Here is a 22,635-nt window from a genome sequence, read left to right on the forward strand (position 1 = left end):
GGTGTTCCTGGCGAAGACGACGGGTCCCTGGAGGGGAAAGGCCGCCTAAAACCCACTCTCACGAACCCCCAACGCCGCCAACCGTCGCCAGGCGGCCCCCAGCAACGACTCGCGCGCGCCGTCCAGTACCACCACCCCACGCAACGGCTGGGCCACATCGGGCACTTCGCCCAGCGGGCTCAAACGCACGCCGTACTGGGCCTGCACCGGCTCCGCACGCTGCTGGCCATCACGCCGCACGGCTACCGGGCCATGGCGGTCGGAGGCCAGCGCTTCGAGTTCCAGCACGGCAACGCCAGTGGCATCCACCTGCTCCACGCGCACCGGCAATGCCGGGCGCGCCGGGTCATCGGCGATGAAGCGCCCTTCGCTGCCGGCCGCCACCCGCCACAGGTCGGCCTCAGCCAGGTAGCCGCGCAAACGCAGCCCCGGCTCGACCACCCGACCCAAGGTCTGTGCCGGACTGACCCATTGCCCCGCTGCCAGGCCGGCCGGCAGGTCTCGCAGCACACCGTCGCGGGGCGCGCGCAGTTGCAGGCGCTCACGCTGGGCGGCAAGGCCGCGGTACTCGGCCACGGCTTCGGCCAGTTGCTGCTCTAGCACCCCAGCGTCCGCCGCCGTCTCGCTGCGCCCGGCCTGGCGGCGCAATAGCAGCTGCAGGATGTCGATCTCGCGGCGCACGATGGACTGGCGCGACGTCAGGTCGGGCGACTCCAGTTCCACCAGCAGCTCGCCCTGGCGAACCGCCTGCCCTTCGCCCACCGGCAAGCTTTTCACCCGTGCCGCCACCGGCGCATGCAGGGCGCTGACGCGGGACGCCTCGAGCATCGCCGGCACGTCCACCGCGCCACGCCAGGGCAGCACCAGCACGGCCAGCAACAAACCCAGCCCGGCCGCCACCCGCAAGGTCTTGCCCGGCGCCGCCTGACCACGGTGCAGCCACCATTGCCGCAACTCCTTGTACACCGGCAAACCGATGAACCAGGCCAGCTCCACCAGCATCAGGAAGATGCCCAGCACCTTGAAGAACAGGTGATATACCGCCAGGGCAATACCGAAGAACAGCACCGCGCGCCACAGCCAGGCGCCATAGCCCCACACCAGCAAACGGCGGCGCATGGTCGGCGACCAGGCTTCCGGGGCCGGCTCGCCATAGCCGAACAGCGCCTCGCGCAGTCGCCAGCGACACAGGGCAAAGGCGCGGTTCTGCAGGTTCTCGACCCGCCACAGGTCGCTGATCAGGAAGTAGCCGTCAAAACGCATGAAGGGGTTGAGATTGACCAGCAAGGTGGTGATCCAGGTGGCGCTGGCCAGCATGAACGCCGCCGTGCGCGCCGGGCCGTCAGGCAGCAGCGACCAGGCCAGCAGCGCCAGTACCGCCAGCAGCAGCTCGGCGAACACCCCACCGGCATCGATCAGCAACCGCGCACGGCGGTCGCTGACGCGCCAGGCATCGCTGACATCGGTGTAGAACATCGGCAACAGCACCATGAACGCCAGGCCCATGCTCTGCACTCGGCACCCGGCCCGCTTGGCCATGAAGGCGTGGCCGAACTCATGGCAGAGCTTGGCGAACCCCAGCGCCACGCCAAAGGCGAGGATGCCGCCGAGGCTGAACAGGTGCGGGAACGTGGCGATGAAGCGCGACCAGTCGCGGATCACCAGGAACACACCCAACGCCAGCACCAACGGCAGGGCGTAGCGCAAGATCCAGCCGCCATGGCGTTCGAGCACCGGCCATGCGCGGTTGAGGAAGGCATCCGGGCGCCACAGTGGAATCCGGAAGAACAGGTACTGGTGCAGCACACGGGTCCACAGGCTCTGCCGGGTGGCGGCGGCCTTGGTCGCATAGCTTTCGCGCTGGCGGGCATCTTCGGCGCCGATCAGGTCGTGCTGGCCGAGAAACAGCAAGAGCTCTTCCAATGCCTGCTCGTCGACGGCCAGGCCAGGCTCGGCATTGGCGGCAGCCAGCACACGTTGCGGGTCACCCAGGCGCCAGTGCTGCAGCAGTCGCACGGCGCCACCGCCCAGCTTGAAGTAACGCCCGCGCAGCGGGTCGGCCAGGGTCCACTGGGGTGCGCCGTCATGCCCGGCCGCCGCCGGCGACAGTTGCAGGTCGGCGCGCAACGCCGGCAGGGTCACAGCCCAAGCCCCTGACGCAACGCAGCCAGCGGGCGACGCAGCAGGTAGTAGACCAACGGAGCGCGCTCGCCATACACCTTGGCGGTACCACGCAAACCGATGCGCGGAGGTGCCTCGTCGAAACCGGCATCCAACCGATAGGCCAGTTGCCCGGCTGCGGTGGCCTGGGCCTCGTAGGCCGCGCGCTCCAGGCGGGCGCCATGGCGATGCAACGGGTCGCTGTCGAGGAACAACGCTACTTCGGCGCCAGGCTGCAAGGCGATGGCATCGCCCACCGGCAGCTCCAGGCGCAGTTCGGCCTGCTGCGGATCGGCCAGTTGCATCAGGCGCTCGCCGGTCTGCACCGGCTTGCCGGTCCAGCGCTCGGCGTCGGCGAACACCGCGATCCCCGCACGCTCGGCGCGAATTTCGCTGCGGCCGAGGAGCTGGCGGGCGTAGTCGAGTTCGGCGCGTTTCTGTTCCACGCGGGCGGCCAGCAGGTCGAGGCGGGCATTGGATTCGGCATCGCTGAAGGCGCGCTGGGTGCTGGCCTTGAGCTCGGCCTCGGCGACCCCGAGGGCGCGCTCGGCGACATCGACCTGGGCCTTGAGGGTGGTGGCGTCGAAGCGCACCAGCAGGTCACCGACGGCGACCGTCTGGTTGGGCTTGACCAGGAACTCGGCGATCACCCCGTCCAGCGGCGCGGCAACCACCCGCCCTGCCCGTGGCACGACCTCGGCCGGGGCCAGCACCGACTGGCGCACCGGCACCAGCAGCACCAATAGCGACAACCCCAAGGCCACCAGCAGGCGCCGCCGTGGCCAACGCAATCGCCAGGGTTTGGCCGGGCCCAAAGCCAGCCAGGCATGGGCGTAGGTCTCCCCCAACTGAGTGAGCAAGGCTTGCTCGGCGGGGTTGAACGCCTGGTCGCGGGCCAGCCACAGCCCGCCGAACACTTTGCCCTGGCGATCGAGCAAGGGCAGCCAGAATGCGTGAGCGGCGGATAACGAGCGCCAGTCTGCCTGGGCCTGGGTGTCCAGCGTCGTCGGATCCACGGCCCCGGCCTGGGCCGCGACGCCGGCAGCCTGGAGCGTGTGAGCGGCGCGTTCGACAAACGCCACGAACGGCGCATGGGCCTCGACCACACTGATGCCGGTCAGTGCCCGGACCTTGCCGGCGATCAGCAGGGCGGCATGGCGAAAACCGAACAAGGCCTGGCCATCGTTGACCATGCCATAGGCCAGCTGCTCGGGACCAGCCGCCTGGCGGGCCTGGCGCTGTAGGCCGAGAAACAGCGCGAAGGCATGCTCGGCCACACCCGTGGCGGCGGCCGTCATGGTTGCGCGGCGAAGTGGGCGGTACCGCTCATGCCGGCCAGTAGCCCCTGGCTGTCACGGGGCAGTTCGCCGATCAGCAGCAACGTCTGGCTGCCCTCGTCGATCCGGGCGCCGACGCGCTTGACCTGTGCCTGCAGCGGCTTGCCGGTTTCATCGGGAACGAACTCGAACGGCTGGCCTTGCTTGAGCTGCCCCAGCCACCGCGAGGGCACCAGCAAGTGGATCTCCAGCGAGCGGTTGTCCACCACCTCGAGCAGCGGCGAGCCACTGGCGACGCTTTCATGGGGCTGGGCCCGGCGCTGCACCACCCGGCCATCGAACGGCGCGCTGACCACGCAGCGCCGGACCTGCACCTGGTACACCTGGGCCTCGGCCTGGGCCTGGGCCTGCTTGGCCTCGGCCAGCGACACCTCGAACTGACCGACCGACTTCAGCGCGGCCAGTTGGCGGTTGTGGTTGAGTTCTTCGCGAGCAGCGCGAACGGCGGCCTGGGCGGCGTTGAGCTGGGCCTGGTAGGCGCTGCAATCGAAGCGCGCCAGGGTGCTGCCCTGCTTGAAGTCCTGGCCATCGGCATAGGGCATCTCGACGATGCGCCCGGCCAGCTCACTGGACAGCACGGCCTGGTCGCGGGCACGCAGTACGCCTCGGGGATTCTGTCCGGCGCTGGACGCTGCGGGAGTATCGAGCAAGGGGTCGGCGGGCGGGTCACCAGCCTGCGCCAGTGGCAGGTGCAACAGACCCAGGGTCAAAGCCAGACGGAAACCGCTAAGCATGTTGCGCACTCCCTTGCGAGCTGATGGCCGGAGTGTAAGACAAAAAATGATGGCACGGATATATCACGCCGATGAAGATCCGGGGACTTGCCGGAGCTCGCAAATCCTCCGGGAAACGTCATGGCAACTCGCAGGCGCGGGCTTGCCGCATTGCGGGCAAGCCCAGCTTCACCTCAACCCGCCGAGCGTGCTGCTGCGGCGCCCCGCACATGTCCTCGGGTGGTGATGATGCCGAGGAACGAGATCACGATCGCCAGGCTCAAGGTGGCGGTGACCTCGGCGCGGTGCTCCTCGGTGAACATCATCACGGTCAATGCGCCACTGATGAACAGGATCACCGCCCAGGTCAGCCAGGGGAACAACCACATGCGGAACTTGAGGTTGGCGTTCTCGCGCTCCAGCCGCCCACGCATGCGCAGTTGCGAAATGGCGATCACCAGGTACACCAGCAAGGCAATGGCGCCGGAGCTGGCCAGCAGGAACTCGAACACGCCCTTGGGTGCGAAGTAGTTGAGGATGGCGATGGCCGCGCCGATCAGGGTGCTGCCGAACACCGCCGCACGCGGCACGCCAACCCGTGAAGTATTCTTCAGCAGCGCCGGCGCATCGCCGCGCTTGGCCAGCGAGTACATCATCCGCGAGGCGATGTAGATCGACGAGTTCATGCAACTGGTCACCGCGATCAGCACCACGAAGTCCACCATCAGCGCGGCATTGGGGATGTTCATGATTTCCAGCGCGCGCTGGTAGGAGCCCACCACCGCCAACTGTGGGTCGTTCCAGGGCACCACCGAGATGATCACGAAGATCGACAGGATATAGAACGTACTGATGCGCCAGATCACCGAACGGGTGGCCTTGGCGATGTTGCGCGCCGGATCGCTGGACTCGGAGGCGGCGATAGTCACCGCCTCGGTGCCGATGAAACTGAACATCACGGTGATGAAGGCACCGACCACCGCCGACCAGCCCTTGGGAGCGAAGCCGCCATGCTCGTCGACCAGCGTGCTCAACCCGCTGACCTCGCGCTCCGGCAACCAGCCTGCCAGTGCGGCAAAACCCAGGCCGATGAAGCCGAGAATCGCGGTGACCTTGAGAATGGCGAACCAGAATTCGAACTCGCCGTACTTGGCCACGCTGAACAGGTTGGTGCAGGCCAGCAACAGCACCGAGGCCAGGGCGAAGATCCAGCTGTCTACCTGGGGGAACCAGGCGTTGAGCACATGCCCCGCGGCCAGCGCCTCGATGGGGATCACCAGTACCCAGAACCACCAGTACAGCCAGCCGATGGTGTAACCGGCCCAACGGCCGATGGCCTGGTCGGCATAGGTGGAGAACGAGCCAGTGTCGGGGTGAGCCACGGCCATTTCGCCGAGCATGCGCATGACCAGCACCACCAGGGTGCCGGCCACGAAATAGGACAGAATGGTGGCGGGCCCGGCAGCCGCGATGGCATGCCCGGAGCCGACGAAAAGTCCCGCGCCGATGATGCCAGCGATGGACAGCATCGTTACGTGACGTGGCTTGAAACCTTGAGCAAGGTTGCCATCAGTTCCCACGGTGTTCATTGGTCTTGTTCTCTTTTTACTGACACAAGGAAGGGACGGGCAGGCGTAGGCGAAACGGTCTCCTCGGCTAAGGGCGGAGTACGTTGCGCACGCTCTGTTACGGCCTTCTCATGCGCCCGGGGCAACGCACCATGGGGATGCGGGCTTCACTTTAAGCTGGGCGCGGCGCGAGCAAAATGCTCGAAAACGTCAGACAACTGTTCGATCACGACACCGCGTGCCCATGCACGTCAGTCAAGCCCCCGGACATGCCTGATTGCGTCAGTCGCGGTCACGCAGGTAATCCAAGTAGAAGTTCACCAACGCGAACACCACGATCACCGTGACGATCATCAGGCCGATCTGCAGATTGCTCATGGCGTTCTCCAATTGGCGATACCAGGGAAAGAAGGGGTCGGCCGCACATCGGGACGTTTGGGTTGCGCAGGCACCACCATGGGACGACGCCCCCGGGCCAGGCGCTTGAGCGCCAGCACCATGAGCACGCCCAGCAGCAGCATCGCCAGCACCAGCACGGCATAGGCCAGCCACCAGGGCACACCCGCGGTCATCATGCTGAACTCGGACATGCCGCCAATGCTGGCGATCAGGTTCAGTGGCAGGAACACTACGTTGATCAGGGTCAGCTTGCGCAGGGTCTCGTTCATCGCGTTGTTGGCCAGGTTGCCGCGAGCGTCCATCAAGCCGGCGAACACCGTCGAGTAGATCTCGGCCTGCTTGTGGCACTGGTTGTTCTCGATGACCAGGTCGTCGATCAGCGCCAGCACCTCAGGGTTGAAGTGGCGCTTCTCGCCATGGGCGCGCAAGCGCGAGAGCACCGCGCCATTGCTGTGGATGGCGTTGATGTAGTGGATCAGGCTCTCGCTGAGGTTGAACATCTGCATCAGGTGGTGGTTTTCCAGCGATTGCTCGAAGCGCTGCTGCAGTTCGCGGGCGACCATCTTGATCACCTTCAGGTGCCCCAGGTAGTGGTGCAGGTTGTCCAGCAGGATGGCCAGCAGCACATCCATCGGATCGTGCAGCGCATGGCGCTGCCCGAGGCCGTCGAGCAGGGAGGCGTCCGGGGCGATCAGCACCAGGTGGCCGTCGACCATCAACATGCCGAACGAGGACACCTGGAAGGCGAAACTGTCGCCCCCGGTGTAGCTCTCCGGGCGTTTCCAGATCAGGAACAGGCCATCGCGGTGCAGTTCGAGGCGCGACACCTCGTCCGGGTCGAGTGCCGAAGCCAGGGCATGGGCGTCCAGGTGGAACCACGCCTGCAACAGTTCACGCTCGGCGCTGTCCGGTTCAACGAACAGCAGCACCTCGCAATCGAGCCCCTTGCGCTTGCGCAACTGGCCATGGGTCAGGCTGTAGCTTTCGATCATGCCAGCACCTCGTTACCAGGCTTGCCCCCGGCGTTTCTGCTCCAGGCGGCGGATGAATTCCTCGAGCACCAGGGTGTAGAGGTCGTCGTGCAGGTAGGCATCCTCTATGCCAGCGTCGAGGTTGGGGTTGTCGTTGACCTCGATCACCACCACCCGGTCACCGACCTGCTTGAGGTCGACCCCGTACAGGCCATCGCCGATCAGGTTGGCCGCCTTCACCGCCAGCTCCACCACCGCCCGCGGCGCCTCGTGCACGGCCAGGGTGCGGCACTCGCCGTTGACCTCGTCGCGCTGGGCCTGGTGGTTGAAGATCTGCCAGTGGCCCTTGGACATGAAGTACTGGCAAGCGAAGATCGGCTTGCGGTTGAGCACGCCGATACGCCAGTCGTACTCGGTGTAGAGGTATTCCTGGGCGAGCAGCAGTACCGAATGCTCGAACAGTTCGGCGGTGGCGGCCTGGAGTTCGCCGGGGTCCTTGACCTTGATCACGCCCCGGGAGAAACAGCCGTCGGGAATCTTCAGCACCAGCGGAAAGCCCAACCGCTCGCCGATGCCTTCCAGGGCCTGAGGGTTGTCGCGATAGAGGATCTCGCTGGCCGGCATGGCCAGGCGATGGCTGCGCAACAGGTCGGTCAGGTAGACCTTGTTGGTGCAGCGCAGGATCGATGCCGGGTCGTCCATTACCACCAGCCCTTCGCTCTCGGCCTTCTTGGCGAAGCGGTAGGTGTGGTTATCGACGCTGGTGGTCTCGCGGATCAGCAACGCGTCGTATTCGGCCAGGCGGGCGTAGTCCTTCTTGCCGATCAGCTCGACGTCGACCCCCAACTGGCGCCCGGCGCGGATGAAGTGTTCCAGTGCCTTGGGGTTGGAAGGCGGCAGCGCTTCGTCAGGGTCATGGAGGATCGCCAGGTCGTAGCGCGCCACCCGGCGCGAGCGTGGCTGGCGCCAGATCCTGCGGCTGAAGCCATCGAGGGCGTTGGCAAACGGGTCCTGCTGGTCTTCACGCAACTTGTGCAGCGCACCAGTCTTGACCCCGGCGATATGCCAGGTACTGGTCTTGCGGAACTCCACCAGCAGGATCGGACACGGGAAACTTTCGAACAGCTGGCGAGCGATGTCCTGCAGCGGTTCCAGATCGGTACGGCCGAAATACAGGGTCAGGGTGAACCCTTCGGTTTCTCCGTAGGGGTGATTGGCCAAGGCACTCTCGAGGCTGCGCGCCATGTCGTCGAGGGCCAATCCGTATAACGACTTTCGGGTTAACTCACTGATACTTCTGACCGAGGGAATAACTTTATGCCCGCGCGCCTCGGCCAACAACGAACAATAGTAACCGTGACCTAGATACTTGTAATTACGGCATAAGTTAATCACTTGTACACGTTTGCCGCTGTCAGCCTCGCGCGGTTCTTCCAAGTACTCCTGGGCCGTCACGACGTCCTCGCTGGGCAGGTAGGAAGCCCAGTCTTCACGCCGCTCCACGATGATTACCAGCTGACTTGACTTGTTATCCAGGGTCAGAGGATAAATAACACCAGTTGTACTTGAGTGTGAACTTTCCCCGGGCCAGCCAGGTAAGGGTTCCTGAAACGATGACATTATTGAAGCCCTGTGTTGGGTAGACACGGTTTCTATTAAGCACGAAGTTTTTCGAATGTCCCGTTTCATTACGCAACTTTTACGGCGGCCCTATGCACATCGAATTTCGCCTGGCAACTGTTGACGACCTGCCGGCCCTGCTGGCGCTGGAGAACCAGTGCTTCGCCCTCGACCGGCTGACCCCGCGCAGCTTCCGCTGGATGCTGTCCCACGCCAACGCCAGCCTGCTGGTGGCGCAACGCGACGGCCAGCTGATGGGTTATGCGCTGTTACTCTTCCACCGCAGCACCTCGCTGGCCCGGCTGTATTCCATCGCCATTGCCGAACAGGCGCGTGGCCATGGCCTTGGCGCGCGCCTGCTGGAACAGGCCGAACGCTGCGCCCTGGAACACGAGCGCGCCTACCTGCGTCTTGAGGTGCGCACCGACAACCCCAAGGCCATCGCCCTGTACGAACGCCATGGCTACCGGCGCTTCGCCCAGGTCGACGACTATTACCAAGACCACACCAGCGCCCTGCGCTACGAAAAGCGCATCCTCCAGCACCCGACGGGCGAGACGCGACCGGTCCCCTACTATGCCCAGACCACCGACTTCACCTGCGGTCCGGCCTGCCTGCTGATGGCCATGGCCGCGCTGCGATCACAGCGCCCGCCGAGTCGCCGCGAGGAACTGCGCCTGTGGCGCGAGGCAACCACCGTGTTCATGACCTCCGGCCACGGCGGCTGCAGCCCCCACGGGCTGGCGCTGGCCGCGTGGCGTCGGGGCTTTCGCGTGCGCCTGCTGCTCAATACCGAAGGGCCGCTGTTTCTCGATGGTGTGCGCCAGCCCGGCAAGAAGGAGGTCATGCGCCTGGTTCATGAGGACTTCTGCGCCGAATTGCAGGACAGCGACGTGGTGATCGCCCGGCAGGCCCCCGACCTGCGCCGGGTACTGGCCGAAGGCGGCCTGGCGCTGGTGCTGATCAGCAACTACCGGCTGACCGGCAGCAAGGCGCCGCATTGGGTGCTGGTCACCGCCTGCGACGACGACTTCGTCTACCTGCACGACCCCGACACCGACCACGCTCGCCACCGGCAGGCCCTGGACTGCCAGCACCTGCCAGTCAGCCACCAGGAGTTCCAGCGCATGAGCCTGTTCGGCGGGCGCAAGTTGCGGGCGGCGGTGGTGGTGTACGCAACGGCGGCGTAAACGAAAAAAGCCCCGGCTGGCCGGGGCGGTGCTGCACAGGCGTCTGCCTACGCCCGACCGGCAACGCCGGTGGCAGCAGGAAATGTTTGCCGGTAAGTGTTTGATCAGCGCACCAGGCAAGGCCGCTTGTTATCGAAAGCCCACCCCGGGATCAGATACTGCATGGCCACGCTGTCATCCCGAGCCCCCAGGCCCATGTTGCGATAGCACTCATGGGCCTGGGCCAACTGGTCCTCGTCCAGCTCGACTCCGAGCCCAGGACGCTCCGGCACGCGCACATGACCATCAACGATGCGCAACGGTTCGCGGGTCAGGCGCTGGCCGTCCTGCCAGATCCAGTGGGTGTCGATCGCGGTGATCTCGCCGGGCGCGGCCGCCGCCACCTGGGTGAACATCGCCAGCGAAATATCGAAGTGATTGTTCGAGTGCGAGCCCCAGGTCAGCCCCCAGTCATGGCACATCTGCGCCACCCGAACCGATCCCTGCAAGGTCCAGAAATGCGGGTCGGCCAAAGGAATGTCCACCGCCTGTGACTGGATCGCATGGCCCATCTGCCGCCAGTCGGTGGCGATCATGTTGGTGGCGGTGGGCAGCCCGGTGGCACGACGGAACTCAGCCATGATCTCTCGCCCGGAATAGCCGTTCTCGGCTCCGCAAGGGTCTTCGGCATAGGCCAGCACGGCGTGCTTGTCGCGGCACAAGGCGATGGCCTCCTTGAGTGACCAGGCGCCATTGGGGTCGAGGGTGATGCGCGCCTCGGGGAAGCGCTCGGCCAGCGCCGTGACCGCCTCCATCTCCTCCTCGCCGCGCAGCACGCCGCCCTTGAGCTTGAAGTCGTTGAAGCCATAGCGGGCCTGGGCCGCCTCGGCCAGGCGCACCACTGCTTCCGGGGTCAGAGCCTGCTCATGGCGCAGCCGGAACCAGTTGTCGTCGGCATCGGCCTCGTTGCGATATGCAAGGTCGGTGCGACGACGATCACCGATGTAGAACAGGTAGCCCAGCATCTTGACCGCCTCGCGCTGTTGGCCCTCGCCCAACAGCGCGGCCATGGGCACGCCCAGGTACTGTCCGAGCAGGTCGAGCAGGGCCGACTCGATGGCAGTGACGGCGTGCACGGTGATGCGCAGGTCGAAGGTCTGCAACCCGCGCCCACCCGCATCACGGTTGGCAAAAGCCTGACGCATGGCGTTGAGCACGCGCTGGTAGTGCCCGATGGGCTGGCCGACCACCAGGGCGCGGGCGTCCTCGAGGGTCTGGCGAATCTTCTCGCCGCCGGGCACCTCGCCCAGGCCGGTGTTGCCGGCACTGTCGCGCAATACCACGACGTTGCGGGTGAAGAATGGGCCATGGGCGCCACTGAGGTTGAGCAGCATGCTGTCGTGTCCGGCCACCGGGATCACGCGCAGGTCGGTGACCACTGGCGTGCCGAGGTGAGCCTGCGGGGTTGTCTGCATGTTCATGAAATCTCTCTCGGGGTCAGTTGGCCGAAGCGGCCTTGAGGTCAGGGGAAGCCACGCCCTTGGGGCGCATGCGTACGAAGAACACCGCGATGGCGGCCAGCACCGAGGTCACCGCCAGGCCGTACAGGCCGCCCTGGATCGATCCGGTCTGTTGCTCGAGCAAACCGAAGGTGGTCGGCGCGACGAAGCCGCCGAGGTTGCCCACCGAGTTGATCAGGGCGATCACCGCCGCGGCGATGCGTGCATCCAGGTAGCCCTGAGGGATCGGCCAGAACAGCGACGACGCGGCCTTGAAACCGATGGCGGCGAAGCACACCGCGACGAAAGCGAACACCGGCCCGCCGGTGGTGGACATGAACATGCCGCAGGCGGCCACCAGCAATGCCGCGGCGACCCAGGCCTGCTGGAACCGCCAGCGCTTGGCGCAGGCGGCGAAGACATACATGGCGATGATCGAGATCAGCCAGGGAATCGAGTTGAAGAATCCGACCTGCAGGTCGCTCATCTCGCCCATGCGCTTGATGATGCTCGGCAGCCAGAAAGTGGCAGCATAGATGGTCAGCTGGATGCAGAAGTAGATCAGGCAGAACAGCACAATCTGCCGGTCCTTGAGCAGGCGCCAGGCCGAGACCTTGGCCACGCCGCCGGCCTCGCGTTCGCGCTGCTCCAGGTCGATGGCGGCCACCAGCGCGTCTTGCTCTTCGCGGCTCAGCCACTTGGCGTCGTGGGGTTTGGAGTCGAGCCAGAAGAACACGAAGAAGCACAGCATCACCGAGGCCATGCCCTCGATGAACAGCATCCATTGCCAGCCGTGCAGGCCCATGCCCTGGATCTGCATCAGCGCCCCGGCCAAAGGCCCGGAGATCAGCGAGGCGAAGGCCGAACCGCTGAGGAAGATGGCGATGGCCTTGCCACGCTCGGCGGCCGGCAGCCAGCGGGTGAAGTAGTAGATAACCCCGGGGAAGAAGCCGGCCTCGGCGACTCCGAGCAGAAAACGCAGCACGTAGAACTGGGTTTCGGTCTGCACGAAAGCCATGGCGGTGGCCACCAGCCCCCAGGTGAACATGATACGGGTCAGCCACAGGCGCGCGCCGACCCGCTGCAGGAGCATGTTCGACGGTACTTCGAACAGGGCATAGCCGATGAAGAACAGGCCGGCGCCGAAGCCATAGGCCGCCGCGCTGATGCCCAGGTCGCTCTCCAGGTGCGGGCGGACAAAGCCGATATTGACGCGGTCGAGGTAGTTGACGATGAACATGATGACGAACAGTGGCAGGACATGGCGCTTGACCTTGGCCACGGCGCTGGCGAGCGCGTGCGCAGACGGATCTGGGGTGTCGTTCATGGGGGGCTCCCACTCATTGTTTTTATTGGGGACTGGTGAAGGACAGAGAGTTGTCTGACCTCCAGGTGCGAAGAAGCATATTCCCGAGGCAGTTGTACGACAACGGCAATTTTTCTTATAAATCGCAAAATACAAGCTATTTACTGAATAAAATCGGCAAAAAACTCACAAACCAGGACTTTGAAGCTGGCAATAAGCAGCCAATTTCCAGATCAAAAAAATCTTTGCACGCAACTTGTCATACAAGTAGATTGACGGTGTTCGTGCAGTCTCAATGGCAATCGCCAGGCAAGCCCACATCACCTGAGAACCTCTGATGTCCCGCGCCCACGACCTGGTCTCTCGCCTGACCCAGCAGATCCTCCTCGGTACCTACGCACCAGGCGACCGGCTTCCCTCGGAAAATACCCTGGTGCGCGATCACGCCATCAGCCGCACCGTGGTCCGCGAGGCGCTGTCGAAACTCCAGGCCTCGGGCCTGGTGGAAACACGCCACGGTATCGGCACCTTCGTCATCGAACGCCAGGCCCAGTCAGGGCTGCGGGTGGCCCCGGAAAGCGCGGCCAGCGTGCGCGACCTGCTGGAGTTGCGCCTCGGCCTGGAGGGCCAGGCTGCCGCCCTCGCCGCCCTGCGCCGCGACGAGCGCCAGCTGGCGCAGATGCGCCAGGCGCTGGACGACTACCAGGACCTGGCCGCCGCCGGCGACAGCTGCATCGAAGCCGACCGGCGCTTTCACCTGCTGATCGCCGAGGCCACCGGGAACCTGTATTTCGGCGAGATGATGGCGCACCTGGGTAAGGCGCTGATCCCCCGCAATCGCATCGCCCAGGCCGAGCGTGCCGGGGCCAGGCTGGCCAGGCACGCGTACCTCGCGAACCTGGAACACGAGGCGATCCTCAATGCCATCCGCCGGCAAGACCCGGACGCGGCGCGGGCAGCCATGTGCCTGCATCTGTCCAACAGCCGGGATCGACTGGTGCCGGACTGACGCCAGGCACCTAAGGGGGTACAAACCCTTACAACTTTTCATCCACGCTACGGTTAACGTTCACCTTCACTTCACGGACAGGTATGGACGCCATGGCAATCATCCTCGACGACCCCGCGCTCGCGCAGGTCGAGCGCTACCACGACAACCCGCATCTGCGCGCCGAACTCAACGCCCTCACCCACCAGACCTATGGCTTCGACTTCGAAGCCTGGTACCAGGCCGGTTTCTGGCAAGCCGACAACCAGCCGTGCTCACTGGTTCGCTACGGAAAGATGCTGGCCAACGCCTCGGCCAACCTGCTCGACTTCACCCTCGGTGGCCAACATCTGCGCTGCGTTCAGATCGGCACGGTGATGACTACGCCCGAAGCACGGGGCCGTGGCTACAGCCGTTATCTGGTGGAAGTGCTGGTGGAGCGCTGGGCAGGCCAATGCGACCTGCTGTACCTGTTCGCCAACAGCACCGTACCCGATCTCTATCCCAAGTTCGGTTTTCGCCGAGTGGTCGAACACGAGTACTACCAACCCTGGGCTGCGCAGCCACGGGCCACGACCTTCCACCCGGTGAACATGGACGATGGCGAACAACGTCAACGCTTCATCGATGCGCTGGAAAAGAGTTGTCCACAGGCGCGATTGAGCCTGGTGCCGAATGTGCCGCTGACGATGTTCTATTGCGATGGGCCATACCGGGAGGCGGTGTTCCATTCCTCATTGCACGAGGCCTATGTGGTGATCGAACATGATGGCGAGCGGATGGTGCTGGTGGATGTGTTCTGCGAACGCGAACTGGTGCTGGCCGATGTGCTGGCTGAACTGGTCACGGCAACGACCCGGGAGGTGGTGCTGGGGTTTGCGCCGCTACATGGCGATGGCTTCGCTACTCGAGTTGTGGATAACGATGATGCGCTGTTCGTCTGGGGCGCGGCACCCACCAGTGTCGATGGACAGGCGCTGATGTTTCCACTGCTGTCCCATACCTGACTGGGTCCCCCGCCAAACAGCGCACCGTCTCTTCACAGGGCCCTCAGACCTTCACCAGGTCAGGCAGATCTTGCCGAAATGCCGGTTGCTCTCCTGGTACCGGAACGCCTCGACCATCTGCTCCAGTTCGAAATGCTTGTCCACCACCGGCCGCAGACCGTTGGCGTCGATGGCGCGGACCATCGCCTGCTGCTGGGCGCGGCTGCCCACCAGCACGCCCTGCAGGCGGATCTGCCGCACCAGCGCCTGCACCAACGGCAACTGCCCGGCCACGCCGGTGAGAATGCCGATCAACGACACGTGGCCACCGATGCGCGCAGCGATCATCGACTGCTCCAGGGTGGCCGGGCCGCCAACTTCGATCACATGGTCCACGCCACGGCCGCCGGTGAGTTCACGAACCTTTTCGCCCCAGGCAGGCGTGGCCTTGTAGTTGATCAGGTGATCCGCGCCCAGTGCCTTGAGGCGCTCGAGCTTGGCATCGCTGGACGAGGTGGCAATCACCGTGGCGCCGGCCAGCTTGGCGAACTGCAGGGCGAAGATCGAAACGCCACCGGTGCCCTGCACCAGCACGCTGTCACCGGGCTTGAGGTGGTCGTCGCTCATCAACGCGCGCCAGGCGGTGAGGCCGGCGGTGGTCAGCGTCGCCGACTCGGCATGGCTGTAGCCTTTGGGCGCAAGGGTGAAGGAGGTAGCCCGGGCGGTAACCTGTTCGCGGGCGTAGCCGTCGATGCCATCCCCCGGCACGCTGGCGAAGCCCTCGACCTGGGCCTGGCCGTCGAGCCAGTCGGGGAAGAACGTGCTGACCACGGCATCGCCAACCTGGAACTCACTGACCCCGGCCCCCACCGCGATCACTTCACCGGCGCCATCGGCCATCGGGATGCGCCGCTCGCTCGGCCCCCACATGCCACTGACCACGGCAAAGTCGTGGTAGTTGAGGGAGCTGGCGTGCAGGCGCACGGTGATCTCGCCGGCTGCGGGCGCGGCGGTTTCGCAGGTGCCGACCTGGACCTTGTCGTAGCCGCCGCCGGGCAGGACGTAGAGGGCCTTGGTGCTCATGGGATGGGTCTCCATCGTGGGAAAAGGTGCAGTGCAGCTTAGACAGGTCTGGACGATCGCGGGGCAGGCCCGCGACAGGGGCGTCAGCCGAGTAACGCCCTCAACGCCCGGCAATCGGCCGCGTGCCAGTCGGCCAATTGCGGCCAGGGATTGTCCGGCAAGTTGACCAGCACGGTGCGGGTGCCTGCGGCCCGGCCGCAGTCGAGGTCGAAGCGGTAGTCACCGACCATCACCATTGCACCGGGGCTCACACCCCAGGCCCGGGCGATCTGCAACAACCCGTCCGGGCTGGGCTTGGGGGCCGCCTCGTCGCGACCGAGGATATGCTCAACCGGGAAGCAGTCAGCCAGGCCGATGGCCTCGAGGGTCACGTGGGCAAGCTCGCGGGCATTGCGCGTGAGAATGGCCAGCCGGCAGTCGCGGCGAGCCAGTTCGCGCACCAGCTCCACGGCGCCGTCGGCGGCCTTGGAGGCGATTGCCAGGTCACGCTCATGCTCCAGCAGCCAGGCATGCTTGGCCGCCGCCTCCGCTGCCGGCAAGGCTGCCAGGTGGGTGAGGATGTCGTGCTCAGACGGGATATCGAGCGCTTCGCGGATGGCCGCGAAGTCATGCACAGCGACCGTGAGGGTGCCGTCCATGTCGAACACCCAGTGGCGGATGTCGCCCAGGCTCATGCCCAGTCCTTGCGATGGCGAATCAGACCTTCCTGGGTCGACGAGGCCACCAGTTGCCCGGCGCGGTTGAAGATGCTGCCCCGGCAGAAGCCACGGGCATTGCCGGCCCAGGGGCTGTCGGTGGCGTACAGCAGCCAGTCGTCGGCGCGCAGGTCACGGTGGAACCACAGCGAGTGGTCGAGGCTGGCGATCTGCATGTCCTTCTGCCACACCGACTTGCCATGGGGCAGCAAGGCCGTGGTCAGCAGGCCGAAGTCCGAGGCGTACGCCAGCAGGTACTTGTGCAGCGCCGGAATGTCCGGAAGGTTGCCGTCGGCACGGAACCAGGCGTACTTGACCGGATCGCCGGGCTTGGGATTGAACGGGTCGCGCTCGGTGACCGGGCGGATCTCGATGGGCTTGGCGCACAGCACCTTCTCGCGGATACGCTCGGGCAGCTTGTCAGCCATGGCGCTGGCCAGCTCGACCTCGCTGGGCAGGTTCTCCGGGCCGACCACATCGGGCATCTGCGCCTGGTGCACGAAGCCTTCCTCGTCGTACTGGAACGAGGCGCTGCAGGTGAAGATCGGCTGGCCCTTCTGGATCGCCGTGACCCGCCGGGTGCTGAAACTGCCGCCGTCACGCACGCGGTCCACCGAGTACACCACCGGCATGCTGGCATCACCCGGGCGCAGGAAGTAGCCATGCAGCGAATGCACATGGCGCGCGTCCTCGACCGTCTGGCTGGCCGCCGACAACGACTGGCCGAGTACCTGGCCACCGTACAGCTGGCGGAAGCCCAGGTCCTGGCTGCGTCCGCGGAACAGGTTCTCCTCGATGGACTCGAGGCTCAGCAAGTCGACCAGATCGTCGAGTACGTGGCTCATGGGGCTCTCCTGGCAAGGCAATACGGCGCTGTTATGGCGGTAAATGATACAGGGTTTGTCTGTAGTCCCGCCGTACGAATGGCCACCTATTCAGCCGCGCAGGTTCTGTTGCCAGCGGGCGCGGTCGATGCGGTAGAGCACATGAGGGCGCAGCGGATCACCCGGTGGCAGGCGCGGGTGCTCGAAGCTGCCCTCGGGGTCCTGGACCATGCCGATGGCCTGCATCACCTTCTGCGACGGCAAGTTGCCCTCGGTGGTGAACGACACCACCTCGTCCAGATGCAACTGGGCGAAGGCACAGCGCAGGCAGGCCCAGGCCGCCTCGCTGGCGAAGCCCAGCCCCCAGTGCCGGCGGGCCAGGCGCCAGCCGATTTCCACCGCCGGGCCGAAGGGCGCGTCGAAATTGACGTTGAGCAGGCCGGTCATGCCGATGAAGGCGCCGCTGTCCTTGCGCTCCAGGGCCCAGAGGCCGAAACCGTATTCGTTGAAATGACCGCGCACCCGGCCGATCAGCGCGGCCGCCTCGACCCGGGTCATCGGTGCGGGGAAGTAACGCATCACCTGTGGGTCGGCGCACAAGGCGGCGAACTCGCGCAGGTCGTCGTCCTGCCATTGGCGCAGCACCAGGCGCGGGCTTTCCAGTTCGAGGATGGGGGTCATCGGCGCGGCTCCGAAATCACGGTCTGCCAGTGTACAGCGTAGGCCGCGTGCATCGGCCAGCCGATGCTTTTTTCACATCGGCTTCACCGCCCCCCGACAGCCCCCTTCGCACAATGTCGGCACCTACCGCGCACGGCATTGGAGTGACGCATGCCCCCCAGCAACACCCTGCACAACCCGGCCCTGCTGGCCCGCCCCGAACGCCGCCGTTCACGCACCGCGCTCGGCGCCGCCCTAGGCCTGCTTCTGGCACTGGCCGGGGCCAGTACCTGGCTAGCGACGAGGACGCACATCGTGAACCTTGGCAACGAGCAACAACTGAGCGACAGCGGCCTGCTGCAGGACTGGAAGGAAGGCGCGGTGATCGTGATGATCCGCCACGCCGAACGCTGTGACAGCGCCCCGGGCCCCTGCCTGGACGATGCGACCGGCATCACCGTGGCCGGCAGCCAGGCGGCGCAGCGGGTCGGCCAGGGCCTGCGGCAACTGGGGCTGACAGGTGCCGATCTGCTCAGCAGCCCAAAGCTGCGAACCCGCCAGACCGCGCATTTCATCCTTGGCCAGGCCGTGTCCAGCGAAGACTGGCTGGAGCGCTGTGACCGTCCGTTCCCCACCGAGGCCATGGCCCGCAAGCGGCCCGGGCATAACCTGGTACTGGTGACCCACAATGGTTGCATCGATCACTTCGCCCGCCAGCAGCATGTGCCGGGCGGCGAGCGTGAGAGCGGCTACGCCAGTGCGCTGTTCGTGTCGGTGGATGGCAATGGCAAGGCACGGATTCTTGGGCGGATGAACGAGCCGGACTGGCAAAGGGTGCTGGCATCGGCAGGCCAATGAGCGCCACAAGATAACCGCAGCTCAGTGGGAGCGGGCTTGCTCCGCGATTGCGTTGGCGCCGGCGCCACCAATACTGGCAAGATCGGTGTTCGCCCCCAACGCGCCGACACCATGCCCCTGCCGCTGATCTACCACGACGACTACAGCCCCGAGTTCCCGCCGGACCATCGCTTCCCGATGGACAAGTTCCGCCTGCTGCGTGATCACCTGGTAGACAGCGGCCTGACCACCGACGCCGCCCTGCTGCGCCCTGAAATCTGCCCCAACGACATCCTCGCCCTAGCCCATGACCGCGCCTACATCGAGCGCTACATGAACGGCGAACTGTCCCGCGAGGACCAGCGCCGCCTGGGCCTGCCCTGGAGCGAAGCCCTGGCCAGGCGCACCGTGCGCGCCGTGGGCGGTTCACTGCTGGCCGCCGAGCAAGCGCTGCAGCATGGCATCGCCTGCCACCTGGCCGGCGGCACCCATCATGCCCACTACGATCACCCGGCCGGCTTCTGCATCTTCAACGACCTGGCAGTGATCAGCCGTTACCTGCTGGAAGCCGGACGCGTACACCGGGTGCTGATCTTCGACTGCGACGTGCACCAGGGCGACGGTACGGCGCGCATGCTCCACGACACGCCGGAGGCGATCACCGTGTCGCTGCACTGCGAGCAGAACTTCCCGGCGCGCAAGGCCCAGAGCGACTGGGACATCCCCCTGCCCCGCGGCATGCACGACAGCGCCTACCTCAAGGTGGTCGAGGATGCGCTGAACTACCTGCTGCCGTTGTACCAGCCAGACCTTGTGCTGTACGACGCCGGCGTCGATGTGCACAAGGACGACGCCCTGGGCTACCTGCAACTGACTGACGCAGGCCTCGCTGCCCGCGACGAGCATGTGCTGCGTCAATGCCTGGGCCGCGACATCCCGGTGGTGGGGGTGATCGGTGGCGGCTACAGCAAGGACCGCCAGGCCCTGGCCCGGCGCCACGGCATCCTCCACCACAGCGCGGCGCGGGTGCTCGGTTGTGCACAATGACTGTGGAACCGCCTGTGGATAACCTGCGGGAAAGCCGCTCCAGCCCTTTAACTGCCTGAGCTGCAAAGAGTTGGTTGTTTTTTGAGCAGTGCCGCGAGCCGTCCCGCTGGGGTAGAATGCGCGCTCTTTTCCACAGCCTGCCGCCCGCCATGAACGATCCTCGCCCCGCCTCCCGCCCCCTTGTCGCCGTGATCGGTGGCGGCCCTGCTGGCCTGATGGCCGCCGAAGCCCTGGCCAGGCGCGGGATGGCGGTTGAAGTGTTCGACGCCATGCCCTCGGTGGGCCGCAAGTTCCTGCTGGCCGGTGTCGGTGGCATGAACATCACCCATTCCGAGCCCTACCCAGCCTTCGTCGGCCGCTACGGTAAACGCTATGGCGAGATCGACACGCTGCTGCGCGACTTCGACGCCGATGCCCTGCGCCAGTGGATTCATGGCCTGGGCATCGAAACCTTCGTCGGCACCTCGGGTCGCGTATTTCCCCGCGACATGAAGGCCGCGCCGCTGCTGCGTGTCTGGCTCAAGCGCCTGCGCGAGGCCGGGGTGGTTATCCACACCCGCCACCGTTGGCTGGGCTGGACCGACGCTGGCGCCTTGCGGATCAGTTATCCACAGGGCGAACGACACGTGCAGGCAGACGCCGTGGTACTGGCGCTGGGTGGCGGTAGTTGGGCGCGCCTGGGTTCGGACGGCGCCTGGGTACCGCTGCTGGTCGAGCGGGGTGTGGATATCTCAGCGCTGCAACCGAGCAACTGCGGCTTCGAAGTCGAAAGCTGGAGCACGCTGCTCAAGGACAAGTTCGCCGGTGCCCCGCTGAAGAATATTGCCATGAGCGTCCCCGGCGCCGCGCCGCGCAAGGGCGAGTTCATCCTCACCGCTCAGGGAGTGGAGGGCAGCCTGGTGTATGCCTGGTCGGCGGCGCTGCGCGAGGCGATCAACCGCGACGGGCAGGCGACCCTGCTGCTGGACCTGCTGCCGGACCGGCCTGTGGACAAGATTGCCCAGGCCCTGGCCAGGCCGCGTGGATCGCGCTCGATGGCCAAGCATCTGCACGGTCAGCTGGGCATCGACGGGGTGAAAGCAGCGTTGCTGCGCGAACTGACCGACCAGGCGACCTTTGCCGACCCCGCGTGCCTGGCAGCGGCGATCAAGGCGCTGCCGATCGTGCTGGTGCGGACCCGGCCGCTGGACGAGGCGATCAGCAGTGCCGGCGGGGTGCGGTTCGAAGGGTTGGACGACGGACTGATGGTGCGCAACCTGCCTGGGGTGTTCTGCGCGGGGGAGATGCTGGATTGGGAAGCGCCGACGGGTGGGTACCTGCTGACGGCATGCTTCGCTAGTGGGTTGCGGGCGGGAAATGCGGCAGCTGATTGGCTGACGCGCCTGACCTGAGGAATGCCGGGGCTGCTAGGCAGCCCCGAGGATCTCAAGGCTTGGGCTTGCGCGGCTTGCCACCGAACGCCGGTACCTTGCGCACCGCCTTGACCGACGGTGCCGCAGCCCCCGCGCCCTCGCTGTCCATCCAGCGCCCCAGGCCTCGCTTGGCGCTGTTCTCCTTCGGCTTCTTGGGCTTCTTCGGTTTCTTCAGCACCTGGCCACTGGCATCGGTCACCGGCACCCGGTGATCGGGGATGAAATCCGGCTCCTCGTGCCGTGGCAACACCTGGCGGATCAGGGTCTCGATCGTGGCCAGCAATTGCACCTCGTCGGCACACACCAGCGAAATCGCCTCGCCCTTGTTCCCCGCGCGGCCGGTACGGCCTATGCGGTGCACGTAGTCTTCGGCGACGATTGGCAGGTCGAGGTTGACCACCAGCGGCAGGTCGTCGATGTCCAGGCCGCGAGCGGCCACATCGGTAGCCACCAATACCTGGATCTCACGGGTCTTGAAGCTGTCCAGGGCACGCTGGCGGGTGGCCTGCGGGCGGTCGCCGTGGATGCCGTCGGCATTCACGCCCTCGGCCAACAGGCGCTCGACCAGTTGATCGACACCGTTGCGAGTCTTGGCGAACACCAGCACCTGCTTCCAGCGCTGCTTGCGCATCAGGTGGATGAACAGGTCGGCCTTGCGCTTTTTATCCACAGGCACCAGCCACTGCTTGACCGTGGTCGCGGCGGCGTTGCGCGGGCTCACTTCGATGCTCAGCGGATCGTTCAGCGCCAGGCCCGCGAGCAGGCGAATCTGCTCGGAGAAGGTGGCGGAGAACAGCAGTGTCTGGCGCTTGCGCGGCAACGCCGCGTACACCGATTGCAGCTCCTCGGCAAAGCCCAGGTCGAGCATGCGATCGGCTTCGTCGAGCACCAGCGTCTGCACCTGGTTGAACTTCACTGCGTTCTGGCGGAAGAGATCGAGCAAGCGGCCTGGGGTCGCCACCAGCAGGTCGACGCCACGACGCAGGCGCATCATCTGCGGGTTGATGCTGACCCCGCCATACACCGCGTAAGTGCTCAGCGGCAGGTTTTCGGCGTACTCGCGCACGTTGTTGTGCACCTGCTCCGCCAGCTCGCGAGTCGGCACCAGCACCAGCGCGCGGATCGAGTTGCTGGCGACCTTCTCCCCCTCCAGGGCCAGGCGCTGCAGCACCGGCAGGGCGAAGCCGGCGGTCTTGCCAGTGCCGGTCTGGGCGGCGGCCATCAGGTCGCGACCGGCGAGCACGGCGGGGATGGCCTTGGCCTGGATCGGGGTGGGCGTGGTGTAGTCCAGCGTCTGCAAGGTGCGCAGCAGCGGTTCGATCAGGCCGAGTTGGGCGAAATTCATGGCAATACCGTCAGGG

General features: G+C 65.7%; 19 protein-coding genes. 6 read left to right on the plus strand and 13 right to left on the minus strand.

Features of this window, described 5'->3' with window-relative positions:
- Positions 1–45 precede the first annotated feature (45 nt).
- From AAHK21_RS10460 to AAHK21_RS10485, 6 genes are all read right to left on the minus strand, one after another.
- A complete protein-coding gene (locus tag AAHK21_RS10460) occupies positions 46–2,142 on the minus strand; it encodes an HlyD family efflux transporter periplasmic adaptor subunit (protein ID WP_367857202.1) in 2,097 nt (698 codons plus the stop codon).
- Positions 2,139–3,458, minus strand: coding sequence for an efflux RND transporter periplasmic adaptor subunit (locus AAHK21_RS10465; protein WP_367857203.1), 1,320 nt, complete (start codon positions 3,456–3,458; stop codon positions 2,139–2,141). The genes AAHK21_RS10460 and AAHK21_RS10465 overlap by 4 nt, the downstream gene beginning before the upstream one ends.
- The gene (locus AAHK21_RS10470; RefSeq protein WP_367857204.1) at positions 3,455–4,231 is read right to left on the minus strand and encodes an efflux RND transporter periplasmic adaptor subunit; all 777 of its coding nucleotides are present in this window, start codon (positions 4,229–4,231) and stop codon (positions 3,455–3,457) included. Before AAHK21_RS10470 ends, AAHK21_RS10465 begins: the two co-directional genes overlap by 4 nt.
- A gap of 173 nt (positions 4,232–4,404) precedes the next feature.
- Positions 4,405–5,799 (minus strand): GABA permease, encoded by a 1,395-nt coding sequence (gene gabP, locus AAHK21_RS10475; protein WP_367857205.1) that lies wholly within the window; start codon positions 5,797–5,799, stop codon positions 4,405–4,407.
- Positions 5,800–6,152: 353 nt separating this feature from the next.
- Positions 6,153–7,169, minus strand: a complete 1,017-nt coding sequence (locus tag AAHK21_RS10480) for a magnesium transporter CorA family protein (protein WP_263159373.1) — start codon at positions 7,167–7,169, stop codon at positions 6,153–6,155.
- Positions 7,170–7,181: 12 nt separating this feature from the next.
- A complete protein-coding gene (locus tag AAHK21_RS10485; protein ID WP_367857206.1) occupies positions 7,182–8,768 on the minus strand; it encodes a RimK family protein in 1,587 nt (528 codons plus the stop codon).
- A gap of 92 nt (positions 8,769–8,860) precedes the next feature.
- Between AAHK21_RS10485 and AAHK21_RS10490 the strand changes: the two genes are divergently transcribed.
- Positions 8,861–9,958: a peptidase C39 family protein gene (locus tag AAHK21_RS10490; protein WP_367857207.1), complete on the plus strand. Its 1,098-nt coding sequence runs from the start codon at positions 8,861–8,863 to the stop codon at positions 9,956–9,958.
- A 104-nt stretch (positions 9,959–10,062) separates the two neighbouring features.
- Here AAHK21_RS10490 and gudD read toward each other — a convergent pair whose 3' ends face one another.
- Positions 10,063–11,418 carry a glucarate dehydratase gene (gudD, locus tag AAHK21_RS10495; protein ID WP_367857208.1) on the minus strand — a complete coding sequence of 452 codons (1,356 nt, stop codon included), beginning with the start codon at positions 11,416–11,418 and terminating at the stop codon, positions 10,063–10,065.
- A 16-nt stretch (positions 11,419–11,434) separates the two neighbouring features.
- Positions 11,435–12,763, minus strand: a complete 1,329-nt coding sequence (locus AAHK21_RS10500; RefSeq protein WP_367857209.1) for an MFS transporter — start codon at positions 12,761–12,763, stop codon at positions 11,435–11,437.
- A gap of 316 nt (positions 12,764–13,079) precedes the next feature.
- On the opposite strand from AAHK21_RS10500, the gene AAHK21_RS10505 reads away from it, so the two are divergent.
- Together AAHK21_RS10505 and AAHK21_RS10510 are read left to right on the plus strand one after the other, a co-directional pair.
- Complete coding sequence (locus AAHK21_RS10505; protein ID WP_217868181.1) at positions 13,080–13,751, plus strand: FadR/GntR family transcriptional regulator; 672 nt, start codon at positions 13,080–13,082, stop codon at positions 13,749–13,751.
- Positions 13,752–13,843: 92 nt separating this feature from the next.
- Positions 13,844–14,737 (plus strand): GNAT family N-acetyltransferase, encoded by an 894-nt coding sequence (locus tag AAHK21_RS10510; protein ID WP_367857210.1) that lies wholly within the window; start codon positions 13,844–13,846, stop codon positions 14,735–14,737.
- A gap of 51 nt (positions 14,738–14,788) precedes the next feature.
- Here AAHK21_RS10510 and AAHK21_RS10515 read toward each other — a convergent pair whose 3' ends face one another.
- From AAHK21_RS10515 to AAHK21_RS10530, 4 genes are all read right to left on the minus strand, one after another.
- The gene (locus AAHK21_RS10515) at positions 14,789–15,799 is read right to left on the minus strand and encodes an NAD(P)-dependent alcohol dehydrogenase (protein WP_023632383.1); all 1,011 of its coding nucleotides are present in this window, start codon (positions 15,797–15,799) and stop codon (positions 14,789–14,791) included.
- Between the two features lie 83 nt (positions 15,800–15,882).
- Positions 15,883–16,473, minus strand: coding sequence for an HAD family hydrolase (locus AAHK21_RS10520; RefSeq protein WP_038707297.1), 591 nt, complete (start codon positions 16,471–16,473; stop codon positions 15,883–15,885).
- A complete protein-coding gene (gene tesB / locus AAHK21_RS10525; protein ID WP_367857211.1) occupies positions 16,470–17,339 on the minus strand; it encodes an acyl-CoA thioesterase II in 870 nt (289 codons plus the stop codon). The genes AAHK21_RS10520 and tesB overlap by 4 nt, the downstream gene beginning before the upstream one ends.
- 90 nt (positions 17,340–17,429) lie before the next feature.
- Positions 17,430–17,999, minus strand: a complete 570-nt coding sequence (locus tag AAHK21_RS10530; protein WP_367857212.1) for a GNAT family N-acetyltransferase — start codon at positions 17,997–17,999, stop codon at positions 17,430–17,432.
- 150 nt (positions 18,000–18,149) lie between these two features.
- On the opposite strand from AAHK21_RS10530, the gene AAHK21_RS10535 reads away from it, so the two are divergent.
- The 3 genes from AAHK21_RS10535 (at position 18,150) to AAHK21_RS10545 (ending at position 21,253) form a co-directional block, all read left to right on the plus strand.
- A complete protein-coding gene (locus tag AAHK21_RS10535; protein ID WP_367857213.1) occupies positions 18,150–18,836 on the plus strand; it encodes a histidine phosphatase family protein in 687 nt (228 codons plus the stop codon).
- A gap of 111 nt (positions 18,837–18,947) precedes the next feature.
- Positions 18,948–19,862 carry a histone deacetylase gene (locus tag AAHK21_RS10540; protein ID WP_367858978.1) on the plus strand — a complete coding sequence of 305 codons (915 nt, stop codon included), beginning with the start codon at positions 18,948–18,950 and terminating at the stop codon, positions 19,860–19,862.
- Between the two features lie 149 nt (positions 19,863–20,011).
- The gene (locus AAHK21_RS10545; protein ID WP_367857214.1) at positions 20,012–21,253 is read left to right on the plus strand and encodes a TIGR03862 family flavoprotein; all 1,242 of its coding nucleotides are present in this window, start codon (positions 20,012–20,014) and stop codon (positions 21,251–21,253) included.
- Positions 21,254–21,287: 34 nt separating this feature from the next.
- On the opposite strand, the gene AAHK21_RS10550 is transcribed toward AAHK21_RS10545, so the two are convergent.
- Entirely contained in the window at positions 21,288–22,619 is a 1,332-nt protein-coding gene (locus AAHK21_RS10550; RefSeq protein ID WP_046857252.1) for a DEAD/DEAH box helicase, read from the minus strand.
- Between the last annotated feature and the right edge of the window lie 16 nt (positions 22,620–22,635).

The organism is Pseudomonas sp. TE50-2, assembly GCF_040813665.1.
GTDB lineage: Bacteria > Pseudomonadota > Gammaproteobacteria > Pseudomonadales > Pseudomonadaceae > Aquipseudomonas > Aquipseudomonas soli.

Bases quoted from the DNA above. Each gene is read 5' to 3' on its own strand.
- AAHK21_RS10500 (WP_367857209.1), bottom strand. From the start codon at position 12,763: ATGAACGACACCCCAGATCCGTCTGCGCACGCGCTCGCCAGCGCCGTG.
- AAHK21_RS10535 (WP_367857213.1), top strand. From the start codon at position 18,150: ATGCCCCCCAGCAACACCCTGCACAACCCGGCCCTGCTGGCCCGCCCC.
- AAHK21_RS10530 (WP_367857212.1), bottom strand. From the start codon at position 17,999: ATGACCCCCATCCTCGAACTGGAAAGCCCGCGCCTGGTGCTGCGCCAA.
- gudD (WP_367857208.1), bottom strand. From the start codon at position 11,418: ATGAACATGCAGACAACCCCGCAGGCTCACCTCGGCACGCCAGTGGTC.
- AAHK21_RS10505 (WP_217868181.1), top strand. From the start codon at position 13,080: ATGTCCCGCGCCCACGACCTGGTCTCTCGCCTGACCCAGCAGATCCTC.
- AAHK21_RS10510 (WP_367857210.1), top strand. From the start codon at position 13,844: ATGGCAATCATCCTCGACGACCCCGCGCTCGCGCAGGTCGAGCGCTAC.
- AAHK21_RS10485 (WP_367857206.1), bottom strand. From the start codon at position 8,768: ATGTCATCGTTTCAGGAACCCTTACCTGGCTGGCCCGGGGAAAGTTCA.
- AAHK21_RS10520 (WP_038707297.1), bottom strand. From the start codon at position 16,473: ATGAGCCTGGGCGACATCCGCCACTGGGTGTTCGACATGGACGGCACC.
- AAHK21_RS10465 (WP_367857203.1), bottom strand. From the start codon at position 3,458: ATGACGGCCGCCGCCACGGGTGTGGCCGAGCATGCCTTCGCGCTGTTT.
- AAHK21_RS10545 (WP_367857214.1), top strand. From the start codon at position 20,012: ATGAACGATCCTCGCCCCGCCTCCCGCCCCCTTGTCGCCGTGATCGGT.
- AAHK21_RS10540 (WP_367858978.1), top strand. From the start codon at position 18,948: ATGCCCCTGCCGCTGATCTACCACGACGACTACAGCCCCGAGTTCCCG.
- AAHK21_RS10490 (WP_367857207.1), top strand. From the start codon at position 8,861: ATGCACATCGAATTTCGCCTGGCAACTGTTGACGACCTGCCGGCCCTG.
- gabP (WP_367857205.1), bottom strand. From the start codon at position 5,799: ATGAACACCGTGGGAACTGATGGCAACCTTGCTCAAGGTTTCAAGCCA.
- AAHK21_RS10470 (WP_367857204.1), bottom strand. From the start codon at position 4,231: ATGCTTAGCGGTTTCCGTCTGGCTTTGACCCTGGGTCTGTTGCACCTG.
- AAHK21_RS10550 (WP_046857252.1), bottom strand. From the start codon at position 22,619: ATGAATTTCGCCCAACTCGGCCTGATCGAACCGCTGCTGCGCACCTTG.
- AAHK21_RS10515 (WP_023632383.1), bottom strand. From the start codon at position 15,799: ATGAGCACCAAGGCCCTCTACGTCCTGCCCGGCGGCGGCTACGACAAG.
- AAHK21_RS10480 (WP_263159373.1), bottom strand. From the start codon at position 7,169: ATGATCGAAAGCTACAGCCTGACCCATGGCCAGTTGCGCAAGCGCAAG.
- tesB (WP_367857211.1), bottom strand. From the start codon at position 17,339: ATGAGCCACGTACTCGACGATCTGGTCGACTTGCTGAGCCTCGAGTCC.